Source organism: Candidatus Solincola tengchongensis (assembly GCF_015711935.1).
GTDB classification, from domain to species: domain Bacteria; phylum Actinomycetota; class Geothermincolia; order Geothermincolales; family RBG-13-55-18; genus Solincola_A; species Solincola_A tengchongensis.
Genome location: NZ_JACVJJ010000022.1, coordinates 67047 through 91059 on the forward strand (window position 1 = coordinate 67047; position 24013 = coordinate 91059).

Below are 24013 nucleotides of genomic sequence, written 5' to 3' on the forward strand. Positions count from 1 at the left end.
GCCCGTGCGGCCGGCACCCAGCCGGGAAACGGCTGGGTTTTGTTTTTGGCCCCAAACGGGTAAAGGGGCCGCGCGGGAAAAAGGGAGCGTGGCCCCGGGCCCGGGGGAGTCGGGACTGAGGCTCGCCGGAAGCCGTGTTCGTCGTGGAGGAGGCGGTTGGGGTTGTCCGCCGGAAAGATACTCATGATCGACAATTACGACTCCTTCACCTACAACCTGGTCCAGTTCCTGGGCATCCTGGGCGCGGACCTGGTGGTCTTCCGCAACGACCACACCACCCTTGAGCAGGTGGAGGAATTGGACCCGGCAGGCATTGTCATCTCCCCGGGCCCCAAGGCTCCCAGGGATGCCGGCCTATCCAAGGACATCATCCTGGAGTTCGGCCCCCGCCTGCCCATCCTTGGCGTGTGCCTGGGGCATCAGTGCATCGGTGAGGCCTACGGGGGCAGGGTGGATCGCGCTCCCTACGTGATGCACGGCAAGACCTCCCTGGTCCACCACGACGGAAAAGGCGTCTTCAGGGGGCTTCCCAACCCCATGGAGGCGGCGCGTTACCATTCCCTGGTAATTCTTGAGGAGGGACTGCCCCCGTGCCTGGAGGTGAGCGCGCGGACCGGCGACGGCATCATCATGGGGGTGCGTCACCGCGATTTCCCCGTGGAGGGCATCCAGTTCCATCCGGAGTCCTTCATGACCCCCGAGGGGTTGAAACTCCTGCGCAATTTCCTGGAGGTGGCGTATTCCCGCGCCGGGGTAGGGTGAGGTGTGTAGGCTCTCTGATGTCCGGGGCCGGCTCGTCCCCGCACCGCGGGGCATAGGGAACGGGGTTCAGAAAAGGCGGTCTGTGGATCCGGTGAGGCGGTTGTGCCGGGAAGCGGTCCTCATGGACATGTCGGCTATGGAGGAGTGGACATGGGCCTGATTGGCCAGAAGGGCAGGGCGGATGCCTGGATCGAGACTCTCCCTTCGCGGCTGGGCGGGGAGGGGCGCGCTGAGGACGGGGAGAGTGCGCTTCCGCTGCACCTGGGTTGGCGGGAGCTCTCCGGGCCCCCTTCCATGGAGGAGATATTCCACCGCCTGGCCGCCACCCCTTACGCCTGCTTCCTCGACTCCAGCCTGGTGATGGAGCGCTTGGGAAGATTTTCCTTCATCGGCTATCAGCCTTTTCTGGTCCTCTCAACCCGCGGTCACCGCTGCCGGTGGCGGACGAGGGATGGAAAAAGATGGGAAACGGAGGAAAACCCATTTACCGCCCTGCGCAGGGCGCTGCGCTCCTTCCGGCTCGCGGATTCGGGAGTGGCGGAGGCCGCCGGCCTCCCTCCTTTCACGGGGGGAGGCATGGGGTACCTGGCCTACGAGCTGGGGCGTTACATCGAAAGGCTTCCGGGCAGGGCCGTGGACGACCTGGGGCTTCCCGAGCTGTGCTTCGCCTTCTACGACCGTGTGCTGGCCCACGACCACGGCGAAGGGCGCACCTGGCTCTTCGTCCTCCATCCCCTGGATCCGGGCTCGGTGGAGGGGGAGGCCCTCTGGTGGGAGGACGCCGAGCCCCCGCCATACCCGGCGCCGGAGGGAGCGGGGGAGGCGGGTTTCGTCTCCAACTTCACGCGCGAGGAATATTTGCGGGCGGTGCAGCAGGTGAAGGAGTACATCTACGCCGGGGACATATACCAGGCCAACCTCTCCCAGCGCTTCCACACCACCCTGCGGGATCACCCCTGGATCCTCTACCGGCGCTTGCGCCGCCTCAACGCGGCGCCCTTCGCCGCCTACTTCAACGCCGTGGAGGGCCAGGTCTGCTCTTCCTCCCCGGAGCGCTTCCTAAAGGGGGAGGGGCGGCGGGTGGAGACACGGCCCATCAAGGGGACACGGCGGAGGTCGGAGGACCCGGAGGAGGACCGCCGCCTGGCCGCGGAACTCATGGCCAGCGCCAAGGACCGCGCCGAGCTCTCCATGATCGTGGACCTGGAGAGGAACGACCTCGGGCGGGTATGCTCCTACGGGAGCGTTACGGTGGAGGAGCACGCGGTGATCGAACATTACGCCACTGTCCACCACCTGGTCTCCACTGTGGTGGGGGAGCTTCACCCGGGGAAGGACGTGGTGGACCTGCTGCGGGCCTCCTTCCCCGGCGGCTCCATCACCGGCGCGCCCAAGATACGCTCCATGGAGATCATCGACGAACTGGAGCCCACGGCGCGCAGCGTGTACACGGGGAGCATCGGTTATCTGGGATTTAACGGCAATTTCGACCTGAACATCGCCATACGCACGATCATCGTCAAGGGGAACACCGCCTATTTCCAGGTGGGGGGCGGGATCGTGGCCGACTCCGTCCCCGAGGACGAGTACCAGGAGACCCTGGACAAGGGCAAGGCCATCTTCGCCAGCCTGCGGGGGGGCGGGACCTGAGCCGCTTTCTCCTGGGGTACGGAAGACCGAAAACAATAGGCAGTTTTCACCCCTCCATACCGGAATCGCTTGCCCTCCCCGGTTCTCTTGAACCGTGGAGGGATAAGGGGCACGCCTCCACGCATCCCATCCCCTAACAGGCCAACGTTTTATACGCATATCCGTTCCTCGTCATTCACTCCGGTCCGCCGCCGTCCACACCATCCGGTCATGCCCGTAGAGGGAGAGCGGGTCCGCTTGTTGTCGAGGGTTAAACATGGGATGGCGACTCGCGGGATCGTGGGGCGTACGATACGGCTTTCGCCCGGGATCGAGGCCGGACCTCAGAGCCCGAGTTCCTCCGCCACCAGCCGGCGGTAGGCCTCGGAGAGCCGGGAGGTGACGGGGCCGGGGCATCCCTCCGCGGGGCGGAAGCCGTCCACCTCGGCGACCGGGATTATCTCCCCCGTGGTCATGGTGAGGAAGACCTCACCCGCAGCGCGCAGGTCCTCGAGGTCGTAGAACCCCTCCTCGCATGCCGTTCCTTCCCTGGAACATAATTCCAGCACCGTCTCCCTGGTGATGCCGGCGAGGATGCCGCAATCCGTGTGCGGGGTCATGACCTTCTCCCCGCTCACCAGGAAGAGGTTGGAGGTGGAGCCCTCGGCCAGGTAACCATCGGTGTTGAGGAAGAGAGAATCGTCGTACCCGCGGTCCGCGGCTTCCTGTTTGGCGTAGAGGGGTTCCAGGTAGTTGCTGGTCTTTATCCGCCACAGGGGTGAGTATGGGTTGCGGCGCACGGAAGAGACGGTCAGCCTTATGCCCCGCCGGTAATACTCGGGCGGATAGCCCTCGAAGGGCCTCACGAGGATGAAGAAACGGGGTGGTGACGACCTGGTGAGGGTGCGGCTTCCGTCGAAGTCGCCCCCGGTGACCGTCAGGCGGACGTAGGCATCCCCGCTTCCCACGTTCTCCATGTAGAGGGCCTCGATGGCCCGGGCTATCTCCTCGTCCCCCGGTATCCCTGACAGCCTGAGCACGCGGCACCCCTCCCTCAGGCGCTTCAGGTGCCGGTCCAACCGGAATGGTTTGCCGCGGTAGGCGCGGATGGTCTCGAACAGGCCGTCGCCGAACAGGATACCCCGGTCGGTCACGGGTATGCGGGCTTCCTCGGCCTCCATGATACGCCCGTCGAGATAGATCTTCATCTTCACCTCTCTCGCTTTCTCGCTAACGCCCTTTCACGGGCGAGCATCGAGGCCTCGGAACCCACCCCGGTCTTCTTATCTTCCCGGCCAGGCTTCCCGGCCAGGTATTTGGGGGCCCACTACTTGAACCGTCGGCCAAACAAATGCACCTTAATAGTATAATATGCTCCCGTGGCTGTCGGGCTCGTTCCGTGAGCAGGCTCCTCGCGCGGCGGGGAACGTTTCAGTTTTTCTCGCGGAGGTATGTGCTGCAGGGGAGAACATCCCCAGCGGCGTGCGGGAAAGCGTGGGAAGGCAGGAGCAGAGGAAGGGGTTGCAGGACAGGGGCACCTCCGGTTGAGGAGGCCCTGGAGCCGGGCGGCCCGGGAGGAGGTATCCGATTCAGGGAAGGAAAGACCCTCGCCGGCTGACGCCGTAAGGGATGGCGCTCTGAGGAGGAGGCGATGGGAAGAAGAAAGGCAAAGGTAGCCATGGGAGAGAGAAAGGCAGAGGCTCGCCTGCCCGGCGATTACCCGCGGGTCTCCGGGCCGCACATGGACCTGGTGAGGACCTATTCCAGCCCCGCCCTTTTAGGGCCCAGGGTATGTGACGAACTGGTGGCCCTGGTGGAGCATATGTACACGGAGGAGGAAGCGGAGGTGGCCCGCCACCTCAGGCCCTGGCGGCCCAGGACGGCGGCCTACCTGGCCCGGGCTTCGGGAAAGCCCCTTGCGGAAGTGCGGAAGATCCTGCACCGGCTGGCCCATGAGAAGTACGTGCTCTTCTCCTTCGGGAAAGGGGAAAAGGAGCGCTTCGGGCTCCTTCCCATCCTTCCCGGGACCTTCGAGCACGTGCTGGTGCGCAAATCCCCGGAGGAAGTCACCGACTGGCACCGTCGCTTCGCCGAGCTCTTCGAGGCCCTCTTCCGCACCGGTTTTACCACCGCTTATTCCCGGCGCCCGGTGCATGCCGTGAGGTATCTCCCGGTGCAGGAGGCGGTGGAGGCCGTGCCCATGGCCCTTCCCTCCGACCGCCTGGAGGTGATCATGGCGGACTACCGGGATTTCGCCGTGGGGGTCTGCCAGTGCCGCCTCACCAAGAGGACGCTGGGGCAGGACTGCGGGCGGCCGCTGGAGACCTGCATGGTCATGGGGGATTTCGCCCCCGTCCTGGTCCGGGAGGGGCGCATGCGGCGCGTGGACCGCGAGGAGGCCCTGGCCATAAAGAGGGAGGCGGAGAAGGCCGGGCTGGTGACCTGGATGATGAACGACCGCAGCTCCAAATATTTCAAATGCTCCTGTTCCTGCTGCGGGTGCTGCTGCGACGCGCTGCGGCAGATCTCCGAGTTCAACGCCCCCGGGTTCATCGCCCCTCCCCATTTCCTGCCTCACCTGGACCTCGCTCTGTGTGATTACTGCGGAAAGTGTGCCAAGGTCTGCACCATGGGGGCCATGGTGGTAGTGCGTGAGGGAGAGAAAAAGAGCCATTTGCACCGCAAGGAGCGTTGCATAGGTTGCGGCCTCTGCGTGGTGGCCTGTCCCCGTGGCGCTCTCTCCCTCCGGGAGGTCCCCGGCTACCGGCCGCCCCCGGCAAACTTCCTCGCCTACGTGGCGAGGTACGGCGGGAACTACATAATAAACGGCCTGAGCGAGTGGGTCTCCCGCCGCCGTTAAAAAACGTTCGTGAAGGGCCGGAGTCCCGGGCGGCGGTGACCATTTCGTCCCTTACTCGCGAGGCGCGCGGAAAGCCTTGAGGTGGAGAGGTGAGGATGCGACACCGCCGCCTTGGGGATGACCTTCGGGAATGGGACCGTTCGCGCGATGCGGAGAGGCTAGGCTTAGCCATGCATGCAATATGAAAAGTTTTCAAAATGTAAAATTTATTTCTTGCACATGAACATAAGATATGTTAATGTATAACAGTCGGTGAACTGGGAGGGGATGCCAAGCTCCACGGCCATATCCGCGGAGCGACTATCCGAAGGGGGTCCGGCCATGCTGCGAAACCGTTTCCGTCTCATCCTCGTCTTGTTGGCGTCTATTTCCATCCTTTTCCTGACTTTGAACCCCGCGGCGCCCATTTCTGCCGCCCGCGGCATCTCGGTGGTGGAGGTGGGAAAAACCGCGAAGCGAGAGGGAGGCGATTCTTACCGCGTGGCCAAGGTCACCGAGGACTGGGCCATGTGGGACGGGGTCACCATACCGGTCAGCGTCTTCTACCCCGAGGATGCTCCGGAGGGGGAGCGCTTTCCGGCCATAATCTTCGTCCACGGCTGGACCCTGGACAAGTCCATGGGGGAGTGGGCGGCGGAGTATTACGCCTCCCGCGGTTACGTGGGGGTAGCCATCACGGCACGCGGCTGGTTCGGGGCGGGGGGCGACGTGGGATGCATGGATCCCGAACACGAGATGAAGGACGTGAGCCACATAATAACCCTGCTCGGGGAGGACCCCCGTTTCCCGGTGCTCAAGGACGAGAAGGGTCCCGTGGTGGGTATCACGGGGGCCTCCATGGGGGGGTGCTTCTCCTACCTCATGTCGGAGCGGAAGGACCCCCGCCCGGGCGATCCCGGTGACCCCCGTATCCGTGCCGCGGTGCCCATGCACGGCTCCTTCGACCTCACCTTCTCGCTTCTTCCCAACGGGGCGGGAAAGATGCTCTGGGGGGCTATGTTGGTGGGCGTCACCTATCTGGGCGATATCACCGGTTTCATGGTCAGCCTCATGAACCTGGTCCTGGACTCCAGGATGGACGGCATGCAGAAGCTGCAGGCGTTTCTGGGGTACCTGTGGAGACTCATCCCACCGGTGACCACCTTCGACCCGGATATGCTCTTCATCTTGGGGACCATGTTCGAGAGGCGCACGGGAGACTACGAGTTCTGCCGCCAGTATTTCAAGGTGCGTTCCGCCCGCTACTGGTGCGACGAGGAGTACGAGGGTGCGGTGGAGCATCCCATCCTCACCCCCACCCTCATCCTGGCGGGATGGAACGACGACCTCTTCTTCGCCAACGAAGGGCTGATGGCCTACTCCCACATCCAGGCGCCGAAGAAGATAATCATCACCAACCACGGGCACATGGGGTGTTATCCCGGTCCCTATCCCGTGGAGGGGATATCCGGCAGCCCGGAGAGCGCCTGGGTCCGGGAACAGGTGGATCGCTGGTTCGACCGTTTCCTAAAGGGGGTGGAAAACGGGGTGGACCGGGAACCGCCGGTGGTCTTCTACCGCCACACCGACCCGTCCCGTTTCGGTTGCGCTCCTTCCTTCCCCCTGCCCGGCACGCGGGAGATGTCTCTCTACCTGGGAGGAGCGGGCAGGGACGGGCAGGGGACACTTGAGAGGGCCATCCCGGGGCCGGGCGATAAATGGGATTTTATGGTAAACATCGGCCTTACCGGTTCCGTGTCCCTGCTCTACTACCAGGATGCGCCGGAGCTTATGGGCGGCGAGGCCATGGACATCCCTACGCGTATCAAACTCATGGAGATACCCTTCACCGAGGTGAGCTACCTGAGCCGCCCGCTACAGAGGGACCTGACGGTGATGGGCGTTCCGCGATTCCAGTTCTTCTACCGCGCTTCGGGGGAATTCACCCAGCTCATTCCCTGGCTCTACGAGGTGACCCCCGAAGGCAAGGAGATCCTGGTGAGCAGGGGTTTCTACGAAGGATACGGGTACCGGCCCTGGACGAACACGGGAACGGGAGCGCCGCTGGAGATGCAGGCCTGCTACCATCGTTTCAGCGCCGGGAGCCGCATCAAACTGGTGGTCTCCACCGCGGACCTGCTTTCGTGCTGGCCCTGCTGGGGGCTGAACTTCATATTCCTGCTCAGGAGCCGGGAGAACCCTTCGAGGGTCATCCTGCCCGTGGTGCCCTCGGGTACCTGATGGAGAAGGCCCCTATTCGGCGGGACCCCTGGCTTATGCGCCCCCGCTTTGAAGAATAACGCCCGCCCCAAGGAGGCGGGCGGCCATTTTCTCTTGCGCCTCTGGTAGGAGCCTCTTGCGGGAAGGGGAGCGTGAAGCGGAGATTTCCGGGGCGACGGGGAGAAACCGTAAGGCGGTTACGCCCTCACCACGATTGCCTTTTCGAATGGTACCTTGCTTGATGCCTTGCCGGCCTTCGTACGGGATTTATGACCTTCCTAAGGAGTAAGGTGTCGCCGGCGGGCAAAGGCTCCCGGCGATGAGTAGCTGTCTGGCCGTCCGCCACGTTGGGGGAACCATGGGCCTAACCCCCTCAGGAGGGAAGCGCTCCAGGGATATGCCGATGGGCCTAAAACCCCCTCAGGAAGATGAGGAGCAGGCCGCCGGCGGGCAGAAGCACCCCGGCGATCTTGATCAGGGCGTTGATGACCCTCGGGTTGCGCAAACCCCTGCCTCCCTCCCTGCCCAGCTTGAGCAGCTCCGGGCGCATGGCCCATAAGAGCCCACCCCAGGCCAGGGCCAGCAGTCCGAAGATGACCTCCTCCGCTTTCATGATCTAAGCATGACAGCCACCCGCTGCACGAGGCAACACGCGTGCTTATGACGCATCCTCTCCTTGCCCGATCCCATCCGGTCCCACCCTGGACTGCTGCGAACCCCATGAAAACCCCGGACTCGCAGCCGATGACGGGGGATGGCCATCGAGACATCTCTATACGCAGTCCGGCAATCTCATCGAAACCGGAAGAGAAGAACTCCCATCCAACTATTGACAAAGTTATATAACATTATTATCTTTTGCATGTACGCTAATTTTAAAGGAGTCTGGGCATGGACGGAGAGAAGATCGCGGAGAGGTACCGATTGAAGGAGAAGGTCTTCTCCGCAAGGGGCTGGACGACCTGTCTGGCTCTGGATATCGAGCTGGGAACTGAGGTTGAGGTGGATCTGGTCTCCGCCTCCACGGAGGACCTCCCCGTGGACCCGCAGCGTATGCGCGAGATATTACATGCCGCCCAGAGGATAAGAGGCCCACACGTGTTGCCCCTTCTGGACTGGGGTGAGGAGGAAGGCCTGTTCTATCTGGTGCGGGAGAAGGGCGACGGCCCCACCCTTCCCGAGCTGATCTCCCAGTTGGGCACCCTCCCGGGACCTCAAGTGGTGGAGCTGGCCGCTGCCGCTGTGGAGGTCCTTTCCGAGGCTTACGGCGCGGGCCTTTACTACCTGGGCCTGAATCCGGGGCAGGTGTTCGTCGACCGCCGTGGAAGCCTTCGCTTCCGGCGCGTCGGCTACGGGTGGGTGCTGGAGGATATGGATCCGGCACAGGTGGCTCGCGTCTCCCCTTATCGGGCGCCGGAGGTGGAGCCGGGAAGGGAGGGAACCCGCGCCTCGGATGTCTTTTCCCTGGCGGTGATGGTAAACGAAGTGCTCTCCGCGGAGTCGAGGACGGAGAGGTTAAGCCTCCTCCTCGAGCGGGCGGCGCATCCGCTTCCCGCGCGGCGTCCCTCCTCTCCCAGGCTGCTCCTCGAGGAGTTGTTGGGTTCCCTGGATTCTATCGCCGAGGAAGACAGGGTTGCACCGGGCGAGAACGGACCTCTCCCGTCCGGTCGGTACGGGAAAGCGCCGGAGTACGAGGAGGATCCTTATACCGAGGTCCTTGAGGCGGGTAGCCTGGAGAATCATGGCGCCCCTCCGGGCAGCAGGTCCCTACGAGGCTGGGCCCGAAAGGCGGCCCTCATGGTGGTCGGGGGGCTTCTCTTGTGGTTGCTCTTTTCGGCCCTCTCCGGGTTGCTGGGGGGCGACGCCAGACGCGGAGTGGGGGAAGAGATGGAGGGCGCCGCTGCGGGCGTGGAGGTTCCCGACCTGCAGGGTTTGACCCTGGAGGAGGCTCGAGAGCGGCTGGAGGCTCTAGGGCTTTCCTGGAGTGCCAGAGAAGCGCCTTCCCGCCTCTGGTCCGCGGGCAGGGTGGTGGCCCAGGAACCGGCGGCCGGGTCCATCGTGATTCCCGGCGAAACGGTGTGCCTGGTGGTCAGCTCGGGCCGGGAGGAGGGCAATGATTCAGTGGCTCCGGAAGCGCCGCCAGAGAGCGCTTTGCCTTCAGACGACGGAAACGAGGGCCCGGAAGCGCCCTCGACCGCTCGATCAAGCACGACATCCGCTGTTTCCGCGGGTGCCTCGAGGCACGCCGCGCGGCCGCCGCGCGCCGTTGCCACTCTGTCCACGGCACGGGGCCCCGCACCCCTTTATGTGCGCATGGACGCCGGGGGTTCCTCCGATCCCGACGGGGACATCGTGAATTACGTATGGTACTGCGGCGACGGGACCGTGCTCCGGGGGATGACCGTTCAGCACGTCTTCGATGCCCCGGTCATACCCGCACGATTCCGAGTGGTCCTGGAAGTGTCCGATTCCCGCGGCCTGACCGACAGCGCCGTGCTGGCCGTGGAGGTATATTGATCCATGTTTCCTCGGAAGGAGAACCGCCCCGCGAAGCGGGATCTCATCCCGGGCCCGCCCGAACCGCGCCGCCTCCTCGAGTGGCCGGGGGAAGGGCGGGCCGTGGGGGACGGGGCCGGCCTTTTTAGCGGCGGACGTCCCCCGGGGGGCGGAAGGGCACCCTTCAGATGCCGGGCATCAACCCTACCCCTTCTCATCTTTCCCCTCGTTTCCCTCCTCATATTCTCCTTCCACATGGTTTCCTCCCCGGCCCTGGCGGCCGGGGAGGAGGCCCCCACCTTTCTCTGGCCGGCCAGAGGCCGGGTGTTGAAGGGGTTCCTCCCTCCCGCCGGCCATTACGGGGAGGGAGGCCATGCGGGTATCGACATCGCGCTGGCGCCGGACAGCGAAGTGCGCGCTTCCGCACCCGGTATGGTAAGTTTTTCCGGAAACACCCCTCTGGGCATATGCGTGAGCATAGCGCATGAGGGTGATTTGAAGACCACCTACGTCTCTTTGCGCAGCGCGTTTGTGCGCCGAGGACAACCGGTGGAAGCGGGACAGGCGATCGGCAGGAGCGACGGGTCCGCAGACCGTTCCTGCCCGCTGCCGCACCTGCATTTCGGGCTTTACGTCAAGGGGGTGGCGGTTGACCCCCTGCCCTTCCTGCGAGGTTCCCTGCTCGACCCTCGTTCCCTTTTTCTGGGCCCTTGGGAGGACGCGCGCTCCGTGCAGGCCTACATGGGACGGCATGGGGGCGGAGGCGGCTTCCTGGGGTGGTTGAAAAAGGGCCTCAAAGTACTGAAGGACGCGGTCGGGAACGGCGTTCAGGTAGTGTTAAAATCCCTGGGCCGCGGGCTTTCTGCGGCATGGAGGTGGGTCTGCGGTGTAGCGCGGACCGTGGGCCTGGCGGCAGCGAGATTCTACAGAAAATTACTGGAGCCCTGGATCTCTCCACTCTTTCGTGCGGCCGGTAGGGGTTTAAAGGCCCTGTTCTCAAACCGTTTCGTGCGGGCGGCGCTCGCCGGACTGGCGGCTGCGGCTCTAATCTGTCTCGCTGCGGTGGGTGTCGGCCTGGCCTTGGGCCTCTCCCTGGCGGCCGTGTTGACGGCCTGTGCCGTGGGGGCTGCGGCGTCGATCGGTTATGCCGTTTACTGTGCCGCCACCTCTGGGGATTCTTTCTCCTTCCTAGGATGTTTCCTGGGGTCACTGGTTGTGGGTGGGGCCGCGGCCGGAGGATGCCTCCTCCTTTCTTACCTGGCTCCCGCGGCGGCGGCGGGCTGGACCAATCTGGGGTGGCTTGGGTTCGGGAAGGGCTTCCTGGCTCACGGCACGGCCAACCTCCTTGTGTATATGGGTCTCTCCACGGTCACGGGGAGAGGCTTCACTCCGGGGGGCCTCCTGGCTTCCTTCCTGGTTGGCGGGTTGACGGGTGGGATGGGGCGTTTGCTGGTCAGCGGCCTTTTCTCCGGCGGGGCGGTCCAGGGGCTCGCTGCGGGTGTCCTCTCTTCCGGGGGTACTCTTTTGGGCGGAGGCACGGCGGCCCAGATGGCGGCCTGCGCCGGGACGTGGGTTTCCGGAATTTCCCAGAAGCTGGCTCATATGTTGTTCTGCGGGTGCCTCGGAGTGCTGGGAGACCTGGCCGTCAGGGTGGCGACCGGAGGACGCCCCTCCCTGCTCGAGTCCTTGTTGAGTTTTGGTGGTGGGTTCCTGGCCGGCGGGATAAGTCTGCTGGCGCAAGGGCAGGGATTGGGAGGGGCATTGGCCCGCCTCAGCGGAGGCAGGTTGAACGTTTCCGGGGAGTTCACCAAAGCTCTGGCCGGAAAGGCCCTCTCCGGAGGCTTCAGGGAAGGCACCAGGGCTTTGTGGGAGAGGTTTCATGGGGAGGGGAGGGTCGAGGAGAGCCTGCGCCTGCTGGAGCACGGCGGAGTGCCGACAGTGCGATTACCGAACGGCGGTGCCGGTTGGGTCCTGCACAGGGCGGGAGGGCACTAGCCCGGACGGCGCATGTTCCGAAACGGCGCCGGTCCCTCCGTCCTTCGACGGTTACGGATGGGATATGCGCGAGGCGATGCCGGATTGAGAAGAGGAGGAATCGATGAAGGAAAATCAGCCTACCTGGCCCCGGATGGGCCTTATGCTCCTGCCCGCCGCCGTGATGGTGGTCTGCTGTTACCTTCTCTCCAATCGCAGGGAGAGCCTGGGAGGGGCGGCGGGAATCCTGGTGTTGTTGGCTGCTCTCTCTTTCGTGGCCTTTTTCGCCGCGCTTTACTTTATCTACCTTCGCCCCCAGTACGGGGCCCGCGCGTTCCTACACCTCGGCCTTTTTCTCCTGGGGCACGGGATACTCGTGCTCCTCTTGTGGAAGGCGGGGGTGCTGGGTTGACCTCGCCTGATCTCAAGCTACGTATGGCCTGCGGACCCCACGGTGCGCCGCTCCTTCCCTGCGCGTTTCCTCGCTGCGCAGGAGGATATAAGGGATGATGATTGTGAGCCCCCAGTAAAAGGAGAGCAGAAACCCGCTTATGGAGAAGGCCAACAGGCACCACAGGTTGCCGGTCAGGAGCGTGGCCATGCCCCATATGAGCACCAGGAGAGTCAGGGCGGCGAAGATGCGGTTCCTGCGGACCGCCGCTTTCCTGGAGGACGACCTTGGAGGGACGGTGCGCGCCGGCTTCCTCGTTGCGGCGGAAGGCGCAGAGGCGGGTGCGGTGGCGGGGTTCCTTTCGACACGCTTCCTAGGGTTGGCTTCGATAACGGCCCGGGAACTCGCGGCAGCGAAGCCGGCCGCGCGGTGATCCGGCGAGGCGGCGGCCGACTCCACCCGGGGTTCGAGGGATTGACCTATCTCCTGCATGCTCTTCCTGAAGGTCTGCGTGGTCACCAGGGGCGAGTCCTCGAGCTTTCCCCGGATTATGGGGGGCACGATGGCCAGCATGGCTATGAAGCCCAGAAGGAGCAAGGCCAGTATCTCCAAGGCGCCCTCCCGCATGGACTCCCCGCCACCGGACAGCGGAGCATGCACTACATTTAGCCGTTTGACGCCTTCTGCATTTCCACATTATGTATTTCCACCCGTGGACGCGCAGTTCCTTCAGCCTGGAGGAAGTTATTTCCTGGTGTCGGATGCGGAGGCTAAAATGGGACCTGTGCGGCGGGGATTTAAGCTAGAAGGGATGCCGGGTGAAGCCGCAGGACGAGGAGAGAATCTATACCGTGGGAGAGGTGAACCGCCTGGCTGACTGCCTCCTCCAGGAGGTGGTCGTCTGGGTGGAAGGAGAGGTCTCCAACCTCAAACCTTATCCGCAGTATCTCTTCTTCAGCCTCACCGAGGAAGAGGCCGTGCTGCCCTGCGTGATGTTCGGAGATGCGGCGAAGGAGGCTTCCTCCATCCTCCGGGAGGGAATGCGCGCGCTGGCTCGTGGCCGCCTGGGAATCTATGTGCGCCGGGGTCAATACCGCATGAATGTGTATCAGTTGCAGGAGGCGGGGGAAGGCAGGTTGCGCCGGGAGTTCTTCCGGCTCATGCGCAAGCTGTCCGCCGAGGGGCTTTTCGACGAGAGGCTCAAGCGTCCCCTTCCGCCGTATCCCGAGTCCATAGGCCTCATAACCAGCCTGGAAGGGGCCGCCGTCCGCGATGTGATCACCAACATCACCCGCAGGTACCCCTGCTGCCGCCTGTTCGTGCGAGGGGTGAGGGTCCAGGGAGAGGATGCGGTGGGGGACATCGTCTCCGCAATCGAGCTGTTCAACCGGGCATGCCCGGTGGACGTCCTCATCCTGGCCAGGGGCGGGGGATCCCTGGAGGACCTGCAACCCTTCAACAGCGAGGAAGTGGTCAGGGCCATAAGGGGTTCGTCCATCCCCGTGGTCACCGGTGTGGGGCACGAGCCGGACCTGACCCTTGCCGACCTGGCCGCCGACCACCGCGCCAGCACGCCCACCGGCGCGGCGGAGGCGGCTGTCCCCTCCACCGCGGAGGTGCTTTCCCTCTTGAAGCAGAAGGGGACCTCCCTGGAGTCCGCCCTGCGCCGCATGCTCCACCGCCGGGAGAGGGAGCTGGCCGTCATGGGCTCCCGGAGGCCGTTCCGGGACCGGGAACTGGTGCTGGGAGAGGCCGGGCAGCTTCTGGCGGAAGGGGAGGCACTTCTCCTGAACGGGATGCGCGGCGCCTTGCGGCGGATGGGGGCGGAGGTGGATGCCCACGCCCGTACGCTGGTGCGCTTTCCCCGCGACTACCGTGACCTCCCCCGCCGTATCCATCACGCATACGAGAGGCTGCGGACCTCCTTCGACTCCTGGTGGAGGTGGAGGGAGAGGGAGCAGATGGCCGGGACAGAGGAGCTCCACATGCGGATGTCGAGCTTCCTTGCCGCGAGGAACAGCAGGCTGGAGATGGCTGCGTCGCGCCTGGACGCCCTGAGCCCGCTGGCCGTGCTCTCCCGCGGTTACGCCATCGCCACCCGCAGGGGAGAGGTCAAGCCCCTCCGAGACAGCCGTGAGGTGGCCGAAGGAGAGGAGGTGGACGTGCGGCTCCACAGGGGCCGCCTGTTCTGCGAGGTAAGGGGACGGGAGGAGGAAGCGGAAGTGGAGCGATGAGGCCGGGGGCGCCTTTCCCGTGATGTAGGCCGCTTTTCTTTTAAGGGGGTGTTGCGAGGTTGGAGGAGATTACCTTCAGGGGCATCATGCGGAGGCTGGAGGAGATCGCATCGGCCCTGGAGAAGCAGGACCTTGAGCTGGAGGAAGGCCTCAAGCTCTTCGAGGAGGGCGTGAAGCTCGTCCGCGAGGCCCGGAGAAGGCTCACCGAGGCCGGAGCCCGGGTGGAGAAGCTCATCGGCAGCCTCGAGGAGGAGCTGACCACGGAGGAGTTCCGGATGCGGGAAGAGGAGGAAAGCGGGAATGATTGAGGCCCATTCGGCCTCACGTAGCGTATAATCATGTACCGTACGACGTAATGGTTCCCGGAGGGAAGGATAACCGACCGCCATGCCTCGTGAGGAGGGCGGGACGCGGGCCCTTCCCGGCCGGCGGTTCCGGGAGGCAATCGGAACCCCTTGGTAGGGAACCGCGTCGAAAGCGCATAAGAGGTGACAAGCTCGTTCGGGCCCCGGGGACGCCCGCGCACGGGAAAGCGAGCGGATAAGGTCAAAAGCGCAAATGAAGAGGCAAGAACGTTTGAAACTGCGCAAGAGGAGGAGGATGAAGCGGCTCCTCCAGCTGACGGTGGCCCTTGTGCTCCTGGGCGGGCTGGTCGTGGGGGCCCTTAACTTCGACGCCGTCAAGAGTTGGGCGGCCAAGCATTACCTGCGGGTGCGCTTCCAGCCCGCGGTTATCGCCCCGGAGGACAACCCGGACCTCTTCGCCGAGCTCAGCAAGTGGCACAACCCGGAAGAAAACCTCAACCTCCTGCTCATAGGTATAGACCGGGGAAGCGTTCCCGGTGAGGAGGGCTACACCCGCAGCGACGTCATGATCGTGGCCTCGGTGAACGTGAAGGCCAAGAGGGCCGTGCTGGTGTCCATTCCCCGGGATACCAAGGTCACCATCCCGGGATACGGCACGGAAAAGATAAACGCCGCCCACTCCTTCAAGGGCCCGGCGGGCGCGGTGGAGGCGGTGGAGAAGCTCAGCGGCCTGGACATCCACCATTACGCCGAGGTGGACTTCGAGGCCTTCAAGAACATCGTGGACGCCATGGGAGGGGTTCCCTTCCACCTCGACGTCACCATCAACGACCCCAAGGTGGGATACCTGGAGAAGGGCGACCACCTGCTGAACGGTCAGCAAGCCCTTATCCTGGTGCGCAGCCGAAAGCTTCCCCGCGGGGACCTGGACCGCATAGAACACCAGAAGGCCTTTCTCAAGGCGGTGATGGAGAAGGCGGTCTCCATCCGGGACATCCAGGCCCTCCTCAAGATACTGGACACCGCCGTGCGCTACCTGGAGACCACGCTGGAGCCGGACCTGATCTTCACCCTGGCGGAGGCCCTGCAGGGGATGAAGGTGGAGGACGTTGAGTTCGCCACCATCCCAGGGACCATGCCGGAGCCGGCTCCCGGTGAGCCCTGGTATTTCATCTACGACCAGAAAGGGACCGCGGAACTGTTCTCCAACGTCAAGAAGTACTGCAGCACCAAGACACCGGAGGAAAGGCAGGCAGAGCTCGAGAAGCAGGAGCTCTACCAGCGCACGGGAGGGGAGGCACAGGTGGACCGCTCCCTGGTCAATCTGGCGGTCCTCAACGGGGTGCGTTGGGAGGGCATGGCCGCTAAAGTGGCGGAGAAGATGCGGGAGAAAGGTTACAAGAATATCAAGATAGGGAACACGGTACACGCTTACGAGGACACCACCGTCTATTACGCTCCCGGTTTCGCCGACGCGGCCCGGGTGGTGGCCAAGGACCTCGACCCGGATGCCGACTTCCGGGTGGTCCAGGACCAGGACGTGGCCATCACCTATGATGCGGACGTCATCCTGGTCATAGGGAAAGACTACCTGAACCCCTGAGACCGGCTCAAAGCCACACCCTCCTATCGGAAACCCCCATCCCGGTCCTTATGGAGTGCGGGAATGGAAAGGATTGCCATCTCCTCGCCATAGGCGCTCCAGAAGCTGCGCTTCGGGAACCCCTCCATCCCCGCGCCTTGTTCTCTCTGTGTAGTAGAATGGCGTGCGGATCGCGGAGAGTCCGACTTGCCGAGGGAAGGGGGACGCTTGGCCGGCGATTCGAGGAGGGGCGGCTACCTGATGGTGCTGGGGGCCATCGTCCTCTTCAGCACCATCGAGGTGGTATCGCGTTACCTCCAGTCCGGCACCGGCTTTCAGACTCCTCTGGAGGCGGAACAGGTGGCCGCCCTTCGCTTCATCCTCGGCGGACTTTTCCTGCTCCCCGCGGTCGTTGTGGGAGGGAAGCGCAGGAGGTCGGTCTTTCGGGTCTTGCGCCTGCACATGCCGGCCGTGGCCTTCCTCGGTGCCGTGGGCGTGTTCCTGGGTTTCTACCTCTTTCACCGTGGGATTGCCCTCTCCGATGCCTCCTCGGCGGCGGTCATATTCTCCGTCAACCCCGTGTTCACCGCCCTCCTGGCCTCGCTGGTCCTCAGGGAGAGGATACGCTTCAGGGCCTGGCTGGGCATCGCCCTGGGGCTGGTGGGAGCGCTGGCCGCCTTGACCGGTTTCCGCTTCACCGGCCTTCTTTCGCGGGATGAATTCCTGGGGCATGCCATGGTGCTCGGTTCAGCCGGGTGCTGGGCGGTATATACCGTGTACGGCAAGAGGTATGCCGAGGAGTTCGGCGGCCTCACCGTCTCCTTTTGGAGCATCGCCACCGGATCGCTCCTCTTCTCCGTCTTCCTGGCACTGAAGGGCGGATGGAAGGACGTGACGGCATACCATCCCGCGACCTGGGGCTGGCTCATCTACCTGGGAGCGGTTACAGTGGGGCTCGGATACCTGCTTTATTTCGGGGGGATGAGAAGGGTGGAGGCCTCGCGTGGAGCGAGCCTCTTCTACCTTAAGCCCGTGCTGGCCCTCTTTCTGGCCCGCTTGTTCTTGGGGGAGACGGTCACCTGGACCCTGGGCCTGGCCGCCGCCCTGGTGGCCTTCTCCATCCTCCTGGTTACCCGTAACCGTGCCTGAAAGGAATGGATGGAGCGCCTTTGAGGACTCCCTCCCGCCCCCGATCCTCACCGGATTGATCGGCCCCCTCGTTTGGTGGCCCTTGAACGGGGTTTAGAGATCAAGACCGACGAAGATCTCAACGGAGGAGGGCTCTTCCTCTCGTATGAGGCCGAGCTTCATGTCCCGCGCGCTTTTTCGCCCTTTAACCGGAGAGGTCCGGGCCGCGTCTCTGCGGGAAGGAAGCCCCGCTCGCGGTCCCGCATGAGATCCCGCTTTTTGACCGCGAGGAAAGGCGGCGGTCCTGCCGAATGCTATAATGGCGTCGGGTTCGACGGGATGTCTCTATCTGGAGTTATAGGTGAGAGCGAAAAAAGCGTTGCCGTCCTCTTCGATTCCCCGTCTGGTTACCATTTTCTGCCTCCTGCTCCTCGCTTTCCTCGGTAGTTCCTGTTCCCGCTCCGGCGGGCCGTCACGCAGCGTTCTGGTCCTGGGGTTCCGCGAGGGGATCGCCGGAAGGGAACGCAATTCTCTTCTGGATTACGGCTGCCGGAAGGCAGGCTCGGAGCTGGGTCTGGAGACGGAGCTTGTCGTGCCCGGGCCTTGGGAGGGAGCCGATGCGTACGCGAGGCCGGAGGACCCCTCACTGTGGATGCTCCTGAGCTGTGGGGAGGAGCCGGCCGCAGGCGGCAACCTTTCCCGGGACGGGAGTCCCGTTTCCCATACGGTAATCCTGGACTATCCTGGAAACTCGGTCCCACCGGGAGGGGAAGGCAATGCCTACATCCGTTACCGAGTGGAGGAAGGGGCCTACCTCTGCGGTTTTCTCGCCGGCAGGCTCACCTCGGGAAGCGATCACCCGCTCGTCAACCGCCTGCCGGTGGTGGCCTTCATAGGCTGCGCCGGCGACCCCCGCACCGCCCGTTACCAGACCGGTTTCGTGCGTGGGGCCCTGGCCGCCAACCCCCAGGTCAACCCACTCTCCTACCTGGTGGGCGACTGCCGCGATGAGGCTCAGGGAAGCGCCTTCGCCCAGGACGCGGCCAGAAAGGGAGCGGACATCGTCTTCTGCACCCCGGGAGACTTCAGCGACGGGGTTCTCCGAGCCGCCCAGTCCCTGGGCCTGCTGGTCATCCTGGCGGGAAGCGACCGTTCGGCGGAATCGCCCTCCCACGTGCTCACCTCCCTCATCCTGCGCGACGACAACGCCCTCTTCCGTGCCGTGTACCTGGCGCTGAGGGACGAACTGAGGCCGGGGTTGCAGGAATGGGGGGTCCGGGAGGGTGTATGGGCTCTGGCGCCCTTCCGGGGCCATGATGTGTATATCCGGCGCGAACTCAAGGAAGCGCTTGCCGTGGAGGAGGAGAAGGTGGCGGACATGAAGCTCTCCCCTTGAGGTCCCTTGAGGTCGGATTTCCTTGAGGTCCCTCGAGGCCGGACCGTCCCTGCAAACTCGCGGTAAGGCATGCCTCGCGGTATTCCGGCAGCAAGGCAACTCCTGCGCAAACGCGTGGCGCAGGGATCTCGAGAGAATGTCATGCCCCGACCCGGCTCGAGGCCGCCTCGGCGGCCCTTCCCTCCACTCCCTCCAGGCATTTGCATCGCAGACCAGGCGTATAACCTCCTCCAGACACCTCGCTTCGCAGGCCAGGCGTAAAGCCATGTCTTTCAGATCGAACCATTGAAAGATCACCGCTTTAACCCTTTCTGTTTGCTTGTTTTGCCGGGATGAGAGGCCGGCCTCTCGATCCCCCACGCGCTCAGATATCCATTGAAACATGAAGGCCCTACTTCGAAAGCCGCGGCCCGCCCGGCCTGAACCCCTGTCGCCGAGCCGGAGATGAATTTCCTGCCGGGAAAGTAACCTATCCGGACTTTCTCGTCCCGCCCCTCCCTCGAAGACCCTTCGTCACGGGAGGGAAGCCTACCGGCAGATCACCCTCTTCGTGGGCCGCGGCGGCCCTTCCGGCAGGAACCCCTGTCGTTCGTGTGGTGCTTCCTCCGCATGGAGCCCAAGGAGTCCGGGGCCTCGAGACGCCTCGAGAAGATGCTCCGGGCGCCGCTTTCAGAGAGCGTCTTCGATTTTTCTTAGGGCTTGGGGTGGGTGAGGGATGGAAGGCCCGACCGCCCGATTGCACGGTCTTTCCTGGGGTATAATGAGAAAGTCGGTAACTTTAGGAGTGGCTGGAGAGACGGTTTGCCGTTGGGTCGAGGATACATCTCCGGGGCAATCCCGGCGGAGGATTTCCGGCATCCACCGGATGGACGAAAGGGGTCTTGGAAGTGGCTGGGGCATTCCGTGACGACGACGACTTCGACGAAGTGGTGGTGATGCGCGCGGAGATGGAGCGCTTCTTCAGCCACCTGCCGCGCTGGAAGAAGCCCTCCGCGGTGTTCGAGAAGGCCTGGAAGCCGCTTTGCGACGTCTATGAGTGTCCCGAACATTTCACCGTCCTCATGGACCTGGCAGGGGTGGACGAGAACGAGGTGGAAGTGACCCTGCACGGGAGGGTGCTCAACATCCGGGGAAGGCGCAATCCCATCCGCCCCGCCGGGGTGAAGAACACCTATCTCCTTGAGATAAGCTACGGCGGTTTCGAGAGGACCTTCGAACTCCCGGCGGAGGTGGACGCGGACGGTACACGCGCCGTGTACCGGAAGGGTTTCCTGGAGATCCATCTCCCCAAGCGCCGGAGAGAGAACCTGCGCAGCGTGGACATCAACGAGGAATGAGGCGACCGTTTTCCAGGGAGAGGGACTGAGAAGGAGGTAAGCGAGTTGCCGAACGGCGATTTCCCCATGGGGATGACCGAGCCCTATATACCGGAGATACTTCCCGTGCTCCCCCTGAAGGACACGGTGATCTACCCGCACATCATCATGCCCCTCCTCATCACCAGGGAGGAGTACGTGAAGCTCATCGACGACGCTCTGACCGCCGACCGCCTGGTGGCGGCCATGGCCGCCAAAGAGGAGGTGGAGACCCCGGGCCCCGAGCAGATCTACCACATGGGCACGGCGGCGGCCATCATCCGCATGCTCAAGCTCCCCGACGGCTCCATGCAGCTCTTCGTGCAGGGGGTGCAGAGGATACGCATCGTGGACTTCGTGCAGACCCACCCTTACATGAAGGCCCGGGTGGAGAAGGTGCGGGAGGTGGTGGAGAAGTCCGTGGAAGTGGAGGGCCTGGCCCGCAACATCCTGGCCCAGTTCAAGAAGATCGTCTCCATGGCTCCCTACCTGCCCAACGAGATCTTCATCGCCGCCATGAACATCTCCGAGCCCAACAACCTGGCCGACTTCATCGCCTCCAACATCAACATAACCCTGGAGGAGAAGCAGGAGCTCCTGGAGGCGGTGAACGTCAAGGAGCGGCTGGAAAAACTTACCTTCTACCTGAACAAGGAAATCGAGATCCTGGAGATCGGCTCCCGCATCCAGTCCCAGGTGCAGACGGAGATGTCCAAGAGCCAGCGCGAGTACTTCCTGCGCGAGCAGCTCAAGGCCATCCAGAAGGAACTCGGCGAGGTCGACGAGCGGACCATGGAGATCAACGAGTTCCGGGAGAAGATAGAGCAGAGCGGGATGCCGGAGGAGGCGCGCAAGGAAGCGGAGAGGGAGCTGGACCGCCTGGCCAAGATGCCGGTGGCCGCGGCGGAGTACACCGTGGCCCGCACCTACCTGGAATGGCTTACCAGCCTGCCCTGGAACGTGAGCACCGAGGACAACCTGGACATCAAGCGGGCGCGCAAGATCCTGGACGAGGACCATTACGACCTGGACAAGGTAAAGGACCGCATCATCGAGTACCTGGCGGTGCGCAAGCTGAAGGAGGACATGAAGGGCCCCATCCTGTGCTTCGTGGGCCCACCCGGAGTGGGCAAGACCTCCCTGGGTCAGTCCATCGCCAGGGCGCTGGGCCGCAAGTTCGTGCGCGTCTCCCTGGGGGGCATGCACGACGAGGCGGAGATACGGGGGCACCGACGCACCTACATCGGCGCTCTGCCCGGGAGGATAATCCAGGGTATCCGCAAGGCGGGCTCCAACAACCCGGTGTTCATGCTGGACGAGGTGGACAAGATCGGCATGGATTTCCGCGGCGACCCGGCCGCCGCCCTCCTGGAGGTGCTGGACCCGGAGCAGAATTACTCCTTCTCCGACCATTACCTTGATGTCCCCTTCGACCTCTCCAAGGTGATGTTCATCACCACCGCCAACACGGTGGTCCCCATACCCCCCGCCCTCCTTGACCGCATGGAGGTATTGGAGCTCCCCGGCTATACCGAGGTGGAGAAACTGTACATCGCCAAGGAGCACCTCATCCCCCGGCAGCTGGAGGAGCACGGCCTGAAGAAGAACCAGCTGACCATCACCGACGAGGCCCTGCGGGCCATCATCCGCGGCTACACCCGGGAGGCGGGGGTGCGCAACCTGGAGCGCGAGATAGCCTCCATCTGCCGCAAGGTGGCCAAGGACATCGCCGTGGGCAAGCGCAAGAGCAAGAAGGTGACCGAGAAGGACCTGCACGACCTCCTGGGGCCGGTGCGCTTCCGCTTCGAGGTCCTGGAGGAGGAGGACGAGGTGGGTGTGGCCACCGGGCTGGCCTGGACGGAATCGGGGGGCGATGTCCTCTTCGTGGAGTGCCAGGTTATGCCGGGCAGCGGAGAGCTTGTGCTCACCGGGAAGCTCGGGGACGTCATGCAGGAGTCGGCCAAGGCCGCCCTGACCTACTGCCGCAGCGTGGCTGAACGCTACGGGGTGGACCCGGAGTTCTTCAAGAAGCACGACCTGCACATCCACGTCCCCGCGGGGGCCATCCCTAAGGACGGTCCCAGTGCCGGGGTCACCATGGCCACCGCTCTCATCTCCGCGGTCACTGGCCGCAAGGTGCGAAAGGACGTGGGGATGACCGGTGAGATAACCTTGCGCGGGAAGGTCCTGCCAATCGGAGGGCTCAAGGAGAAGGTGCTCGCCGCCCACCGCTCTGGGGTGAAGACGGTGATCATCCCCGAGGAGAACAAGAAGTACCTGGAGGAGATACCCGATTTCATACGCAAGGAACTCAAGTTCGTGCCCGTCACGGACATCGAGCAGGTCTTCAAGGTGGCCCTCTACCCGGACGGAAGGGCCCGCTCCCGCTCCGCCGAGGAAGCCGCCGGTGAAGCCTCAGCGGAGGGTGGGGAGGAGAAGGCGGTGGCCCGGGGCGCTTCCTCCGGAAGGACGGCGGCGCGTGGGAACACCACCTCAACGGGAAAGGCGGCCCGGAGGAACGCCCAGGCGAAGAGGAACTCCCGTTCCGGGAAAAAGGCTTCCTGAGGGAAAAGGCAACCGGTGAGGCGGGATCCTGCGGCCGGCTTCACGTGGATGGTCTCAGTGTTCTTCCTCCTCCCGCAGGAGCTTGAGGTCCGGGAGCCAGAGTTCCTCCGTTTCGCGAAGGGAGACCTTCCACCGCGATCCTTCGCGCCGGCAGATGTAGGACACGTCCGCCTTTTCCCCCTCTCCCCAGCGGTAGTGGACCACCACCCGGGCGCGGTCAGCGGAGACCTCCGCCGTCTCCGCGTCGAAGGAGACCCCCGAGCCGGCCAGAAATGCCTCCCCGCCCGGGAAGTCGGAGAGGTCGCCCTCTACGGTGAGCCCGGCCGCCCGCCGTTCATCGCCCTCCAGCCGAGCTCGGATGAAATCGCGCACCGTGCCCTCCGGCCTGGAGGACGAGCATCCTGGAGACAGCAGTGGGACGAGGGTGACCGCCAGGACCGTGAGTAGCACTGCCGCCACGAAGGGCATGGGCCCACGGCCTACCTTGCGGGTCGTTCTGCCGCGGCGTACCGGATACGAATGACGCGCCTCGCATGCCGCGCACCGCCGATAACGGCCCGGGTTTCCCGGATTGATCGGGTGTGCATCCCGTCTATCGGTTTCGACACGGACCGGCTGCCGGGCGATCCTACCCGGCCTCGACTGGACAGTTCGCTTCCTCATCCCTTCGTCCGCGAGTTCCTCTATGACTCCCCCTCTCCCTCCCGTTGGCCTTTCCCTTGCCTGTGGTCGTTCTTTCCGAAGTCCCATGATGATGTTTCGCCTGCTCTTCTCCATACCCCTTGTCATGCCCGGGTTGTAGATTCCTCTCTTATTCCGTTCCCCCTTCATTCACTGGGCATCACTGGATGGCTTGTCCCTTTTCTTTTCCCACGGCGGTCCATTCCGTTCTTTTCGAGGACCGAGGTGTACCTGCCTTCCCGTCCTCTCGTTTTCGCAGTGCGGCCATGCCGCCGAAACCCTGTAGTTCAGCCGTGCCTGGGCTTTTCTCCTCTTTCCGCTCAACACCAGGGTGTCTGTCCTTCGCCTCTCGAAGGGCTCCAATGGACGAAAACCCATGCATGCTTTCCATACTTGGGGTTTTCCCTACTGGCCGGTCCCTCTTTATATCCCGGCATCGCCGGACGTCCCTTTCCT

At 64.0% G+C, this 24013-nt stretch carries 18 protein-coding genes; 14 read left to right on the plus strand and 4 right to left on the minus strand.

Annotated features, from left to right (window positions below):
* The first annotated feature begins 183 nt into the window (after window positions 1-183).
* Both H7007_RS01375 and pabB read left to right on the plus strand, forming a co-directional pair.
* A complete protein-coding gene (locus H7007_RS01375; protein WP_350340600.1) occupies window positions 184-762 on the plus strand; it encodes an anthranilate synthase component II in 579 nt (192 codons plus the stop codon).
* A 150-nt stretch (window positions 763-912) separates the two neighbouring features.
* Entirely contained in the window at window positions 913-2412 is a 1500-nt protein-coding gene (gene pabB / locus H7007_RS01380; RefSeq protein WP_287152695.1) for an aminodeoxychorismate synthase component I, read from the plus strand.
* A 323-nt stretch (window positions 2413-2735) separates the two neighbouring features.
* Here pabB and H7007_RS01385 read toward each other — a convergent pair whose 3' ends face one another.
* Entirely contained in the window at window positions 2736-3599 is an 864-nt protein-coding gene (locus H7007_RS01385) for an aminotransferase class IV (RefSeq protein WP_287152696.1), read from the minus strand.
* Between the two features lie 443 nt (window positions 3600-4042).
* Here H7007_RS01385 and H7007_RS01390 point away from each other — a divergent pair, with 443 nt between their 5' ends.
* On the plus strand, window positions 4043-5251 hold the full coding sequence (locus H7007_RS01390; protein WP_287152697.1) for a 4Fe-4S dicluster domain-containing protein: 1209 nt from the start codon (window positions 4043-4045) through the stop codon (window positions 5249-5251).
* Window positions 5252-5689: 438 nt separating this feature from the next.
* Entirely contained in the window at window positions 5690-7471 is a 1782-nt protein-coding gene (locus tag H7007_RS01395) for a CocE/NonD family hydrolase (protein WP_287152698.1), read from the plus strand.
* A 388-nt stretch (window positions 7472-7859) separates the two neighbouring features.
* Here the strand turns inward: H7007_RS01395 and H7007_RS01400 are convergent, their stop codons facing one another.
* Window positions 7860-8063: a hypothetical protein gene (locus tag H7007_RS01400; RefSeq protein ID WP_287152699.1), complete on the minus strand. Its 204-nt coding sequence runs from the start codon at window positions 8061-8063 to the stop codon at window positions 7860-7862.
* Window positions 8064-8341: 278 nt separating this feature from the next.
* Between H7007_RS01400 and H7007_RS01405 the strand changes: the two genes are divergently transcribed.
* The 3 genes from H7007_RS01405 to H7007_RS01415 all read left to right on the plus strand — a co-directional run bounded on the left by H7007_RS01405 (window position 8342) and on the right by H7007_RS01415 (window position 12332).
* Window positions 8342-9967: a PASTA domain-containing protein gene (locus tag H7007_RS01405; protein WP_287152700.1), complete on the plus strand. Its 1626-nt coding sequence runs from the start codon at window positions 8342-8344 to the stop codon at window positions 9965-9967.
* 306 nt (window positions 9968-10273) lie between these two features.
* On the plus strand, window positions 10274-11941 hold the full coding sequence (locus tag H7007_RS01410; protein WP_287152701.1) for a M23 family metallopeptidase: 1668 nt from the start codon (window positions 10274-10276) through the stop codon (window positions 11939-11941).
* A 103-nt stretch (window positions 11942-12044) separates the two neighbouring features.
* Window positions 12045-12332, plus strand: a complete 288-nt coding sequence (locus H7007_RS01415) for a hypothetical protein (RefSeq protein WP_287152702.1) — start codon at window positions 12045-12047, stop codon at window positions 12330-12332.
* A 12-nt stretch (window positions 12333-12344) separates the two neighbouring features.
* Here the strand turns inward: H7007_RS01415 and H7007_RS01420 are convergent, their stop codons facing one another.
* Window positions 12345-12938 (minus strand): hypothetical protein, encoded by a 594-nt coding sequence (locus tag H7007_RS01420; protein ID WP_287152703.1) that lies wholly within the window; start codon window positions 12936-12938, stop codon window positions 12345-12347.
* A gap of 191 nt (window positions 12939-13129) precedes the next feature.
* On the opposite strand from H7007_RS01420, the gene xseA reads away from it, so the two are divergent.
* The 7 genes from xseA to lon all read left to right on the plus strand — a co-directional run bounded on the left by xseA (window position 13130) and on the right by lon (window position 22876).
* A complete protein-coding gene (xseA, locus tag H7007_RS01425) occupies window positions 13130-14545 on the plus strand; it encodes an exodeoxyribonuclease VII large subunit (RefSeq protein ID WP_287152704.1) in 1416 nt (471 codons plus the stop codon).
* 59 nt (window positions 14546-14604) lie between these two features.
* Window positions 14605-14853: an exodeoxyribonuclease VII small subunit gene (xseB, locus tag H7007_RS01430; RefSeq protein WP_287152705.1), complete on the plus strand. Its 249-nt coding sequence runs from the start codon at window positions 14605-14607 to the stop codon at window positions 14851-14853.
* 292 nt (window positions 14854-15145) lie between these two features.
* Window positions 15146-16453 carry an LCP family protein gene (locus tag H7007_RS01435; protein WP_287152706.1) on the plus strand — a complete coding sequence of 436 codons (1308 nt, stop codon included), beginning with the start codon at window positions 15146-15148 and terminating at the stop codon, window positions 16451-16453.
* A gap of 207 nt (window positions 16454-16660) precedes the next feature.
* Window positions 16661-17581, plus strand: coding sequence for a DMT family transporter (locus H7007_RS01440; RefSeq protein ID WP_287152707.1), 921 nt, complete (start codon window positions 16661-16663; stop codon window positions 17579-17581).
* Between the two features lie 340 nt (window positions 17582-17921).
* Window positions 17922-18956: a BMP family ABC transporter substrate-binding protein gene (locus H7007_RS01445; RefSeq protein ID WP_287152708.1), complete on the plus strand. Its 1035-nt coding sequence runs from the start codon at window positions 17922-17924 to the stop codon at window positions 18954-18956.
* Window positions 18957-19843: 887 nt separating this feature from the next.
* Entirely contained in the window at window positions 19844-20293 is a 450-nt protein-coding gene (locus tag H7007_RS01450) for an Hsp20/alpha crystallin family protein (RefSeq protein WP_287152709.1), read from the plus strand.
* A 66-nt stretch (window positions 20294-20359) separates the two neighbouring features.
* A complete protein-coding gene (lon, locus tag H7007_RS01455) occupies window positions 20360-22876 on the plus strand; it encodes an endopeptidase La (protein ID WP_502754842.1) in 2517 nt (838 codons plus the stop codon).
* Window positions 22877-22930: 54 nt separating this feature from the next.
* On the opposite strand, the gene H7007_RS01460 is transcribed toward lon, so the two are convergent.
* Window positions 22931-23344: a hypothetical protein gene (locus H7007_RS01460; protein WP_287152711.1), complete on the minus strand. Its 414-nt coding sequence runs from the start codon at window positions 23342-23344 to the stop codon at window positions 22931-22933.
* Between the last annotated feature and the right edge of the window lie 669 nt (window positions 23345-24013).

Bases quoted from the DNA above. Each gene is read 5' to 3' on its own strand.
- H7007_RS01375 (WP_350340600.1), top strand. From the start codon at position 184: ATGATCGACAATTACGACTCCTTCACCTACAACCTGGTCCAGTTCCTG.
- H7007_RS01390 (WP_287152697.1), top strand. From the start codon at position 4,043: ATGGGAAGAAGAAAGGCAAAGGTAGCCATGGGAGAGAGAAAGGCAGAG.
- H7007_RS01420 (WP_287152703.1), bottom strand. From the start codon at position 12,938: ATGCGGGAGGGCGCCTTGGAGATACTGGCCTTGCTCCTTCTGGGCTTC.
- H7007_RS01385 (WP_287152696.1), bottom strand. From the start codon at position 3,599: ATGAAGATCTATCTCGACGGGCGTATCATGGAGGCCGAGGAAGCCCGC.
- lon (WP_502754842.1), top strand. From the start codon at position 20,360: ATGGGGATGACCGAGCCCTATATACCGGAGATACTTCCCGTGCTCCCC.
- pabB (WP_287152695.1), top strand. From the start codon at position 913: ATGGGCCTGATTGGCCAGAAGGGCAGGGCGGATGCCTGGATCGAGACT.
- H7007_RS01435 (WP_287152706.1), top strand. From the start codon at position 15,146: ATGAAGCGGCTCCTCCAGCTGACGGTGGCCCTTGTGCTCCTGGGCGGG.
- H7007_RS01400 (WP_287152699.1), bottom strand. From the start codon at position 8,063: ATGAAAGCGGAGGAGGTCATCTTCGGACTGCTGGCCCTGGCCTGGGGT.
- H7007_RS01405 (WP_287152700.1), top strand. From the start codon at position 8,342: ATGGACGGAGAGAAGATCGCGGAGAGGTACCGATTGAAGGAGAAGGTC.
- H7007_RS01460 (WP_287152711.1), bottom strand. From the start codon at position 23,344: ATGCCCTTCGTGGCGGCAGTGCTACTCACGGTCCTGGCGGTCACCCTC.
- H7007_RS01415 (WP_287152702.1), top strand. From the start codon at position 12,045: ATGAAGGAAAATCAGCCTACCTGGCCCCGGATGGGCCTTATGCTCCTG.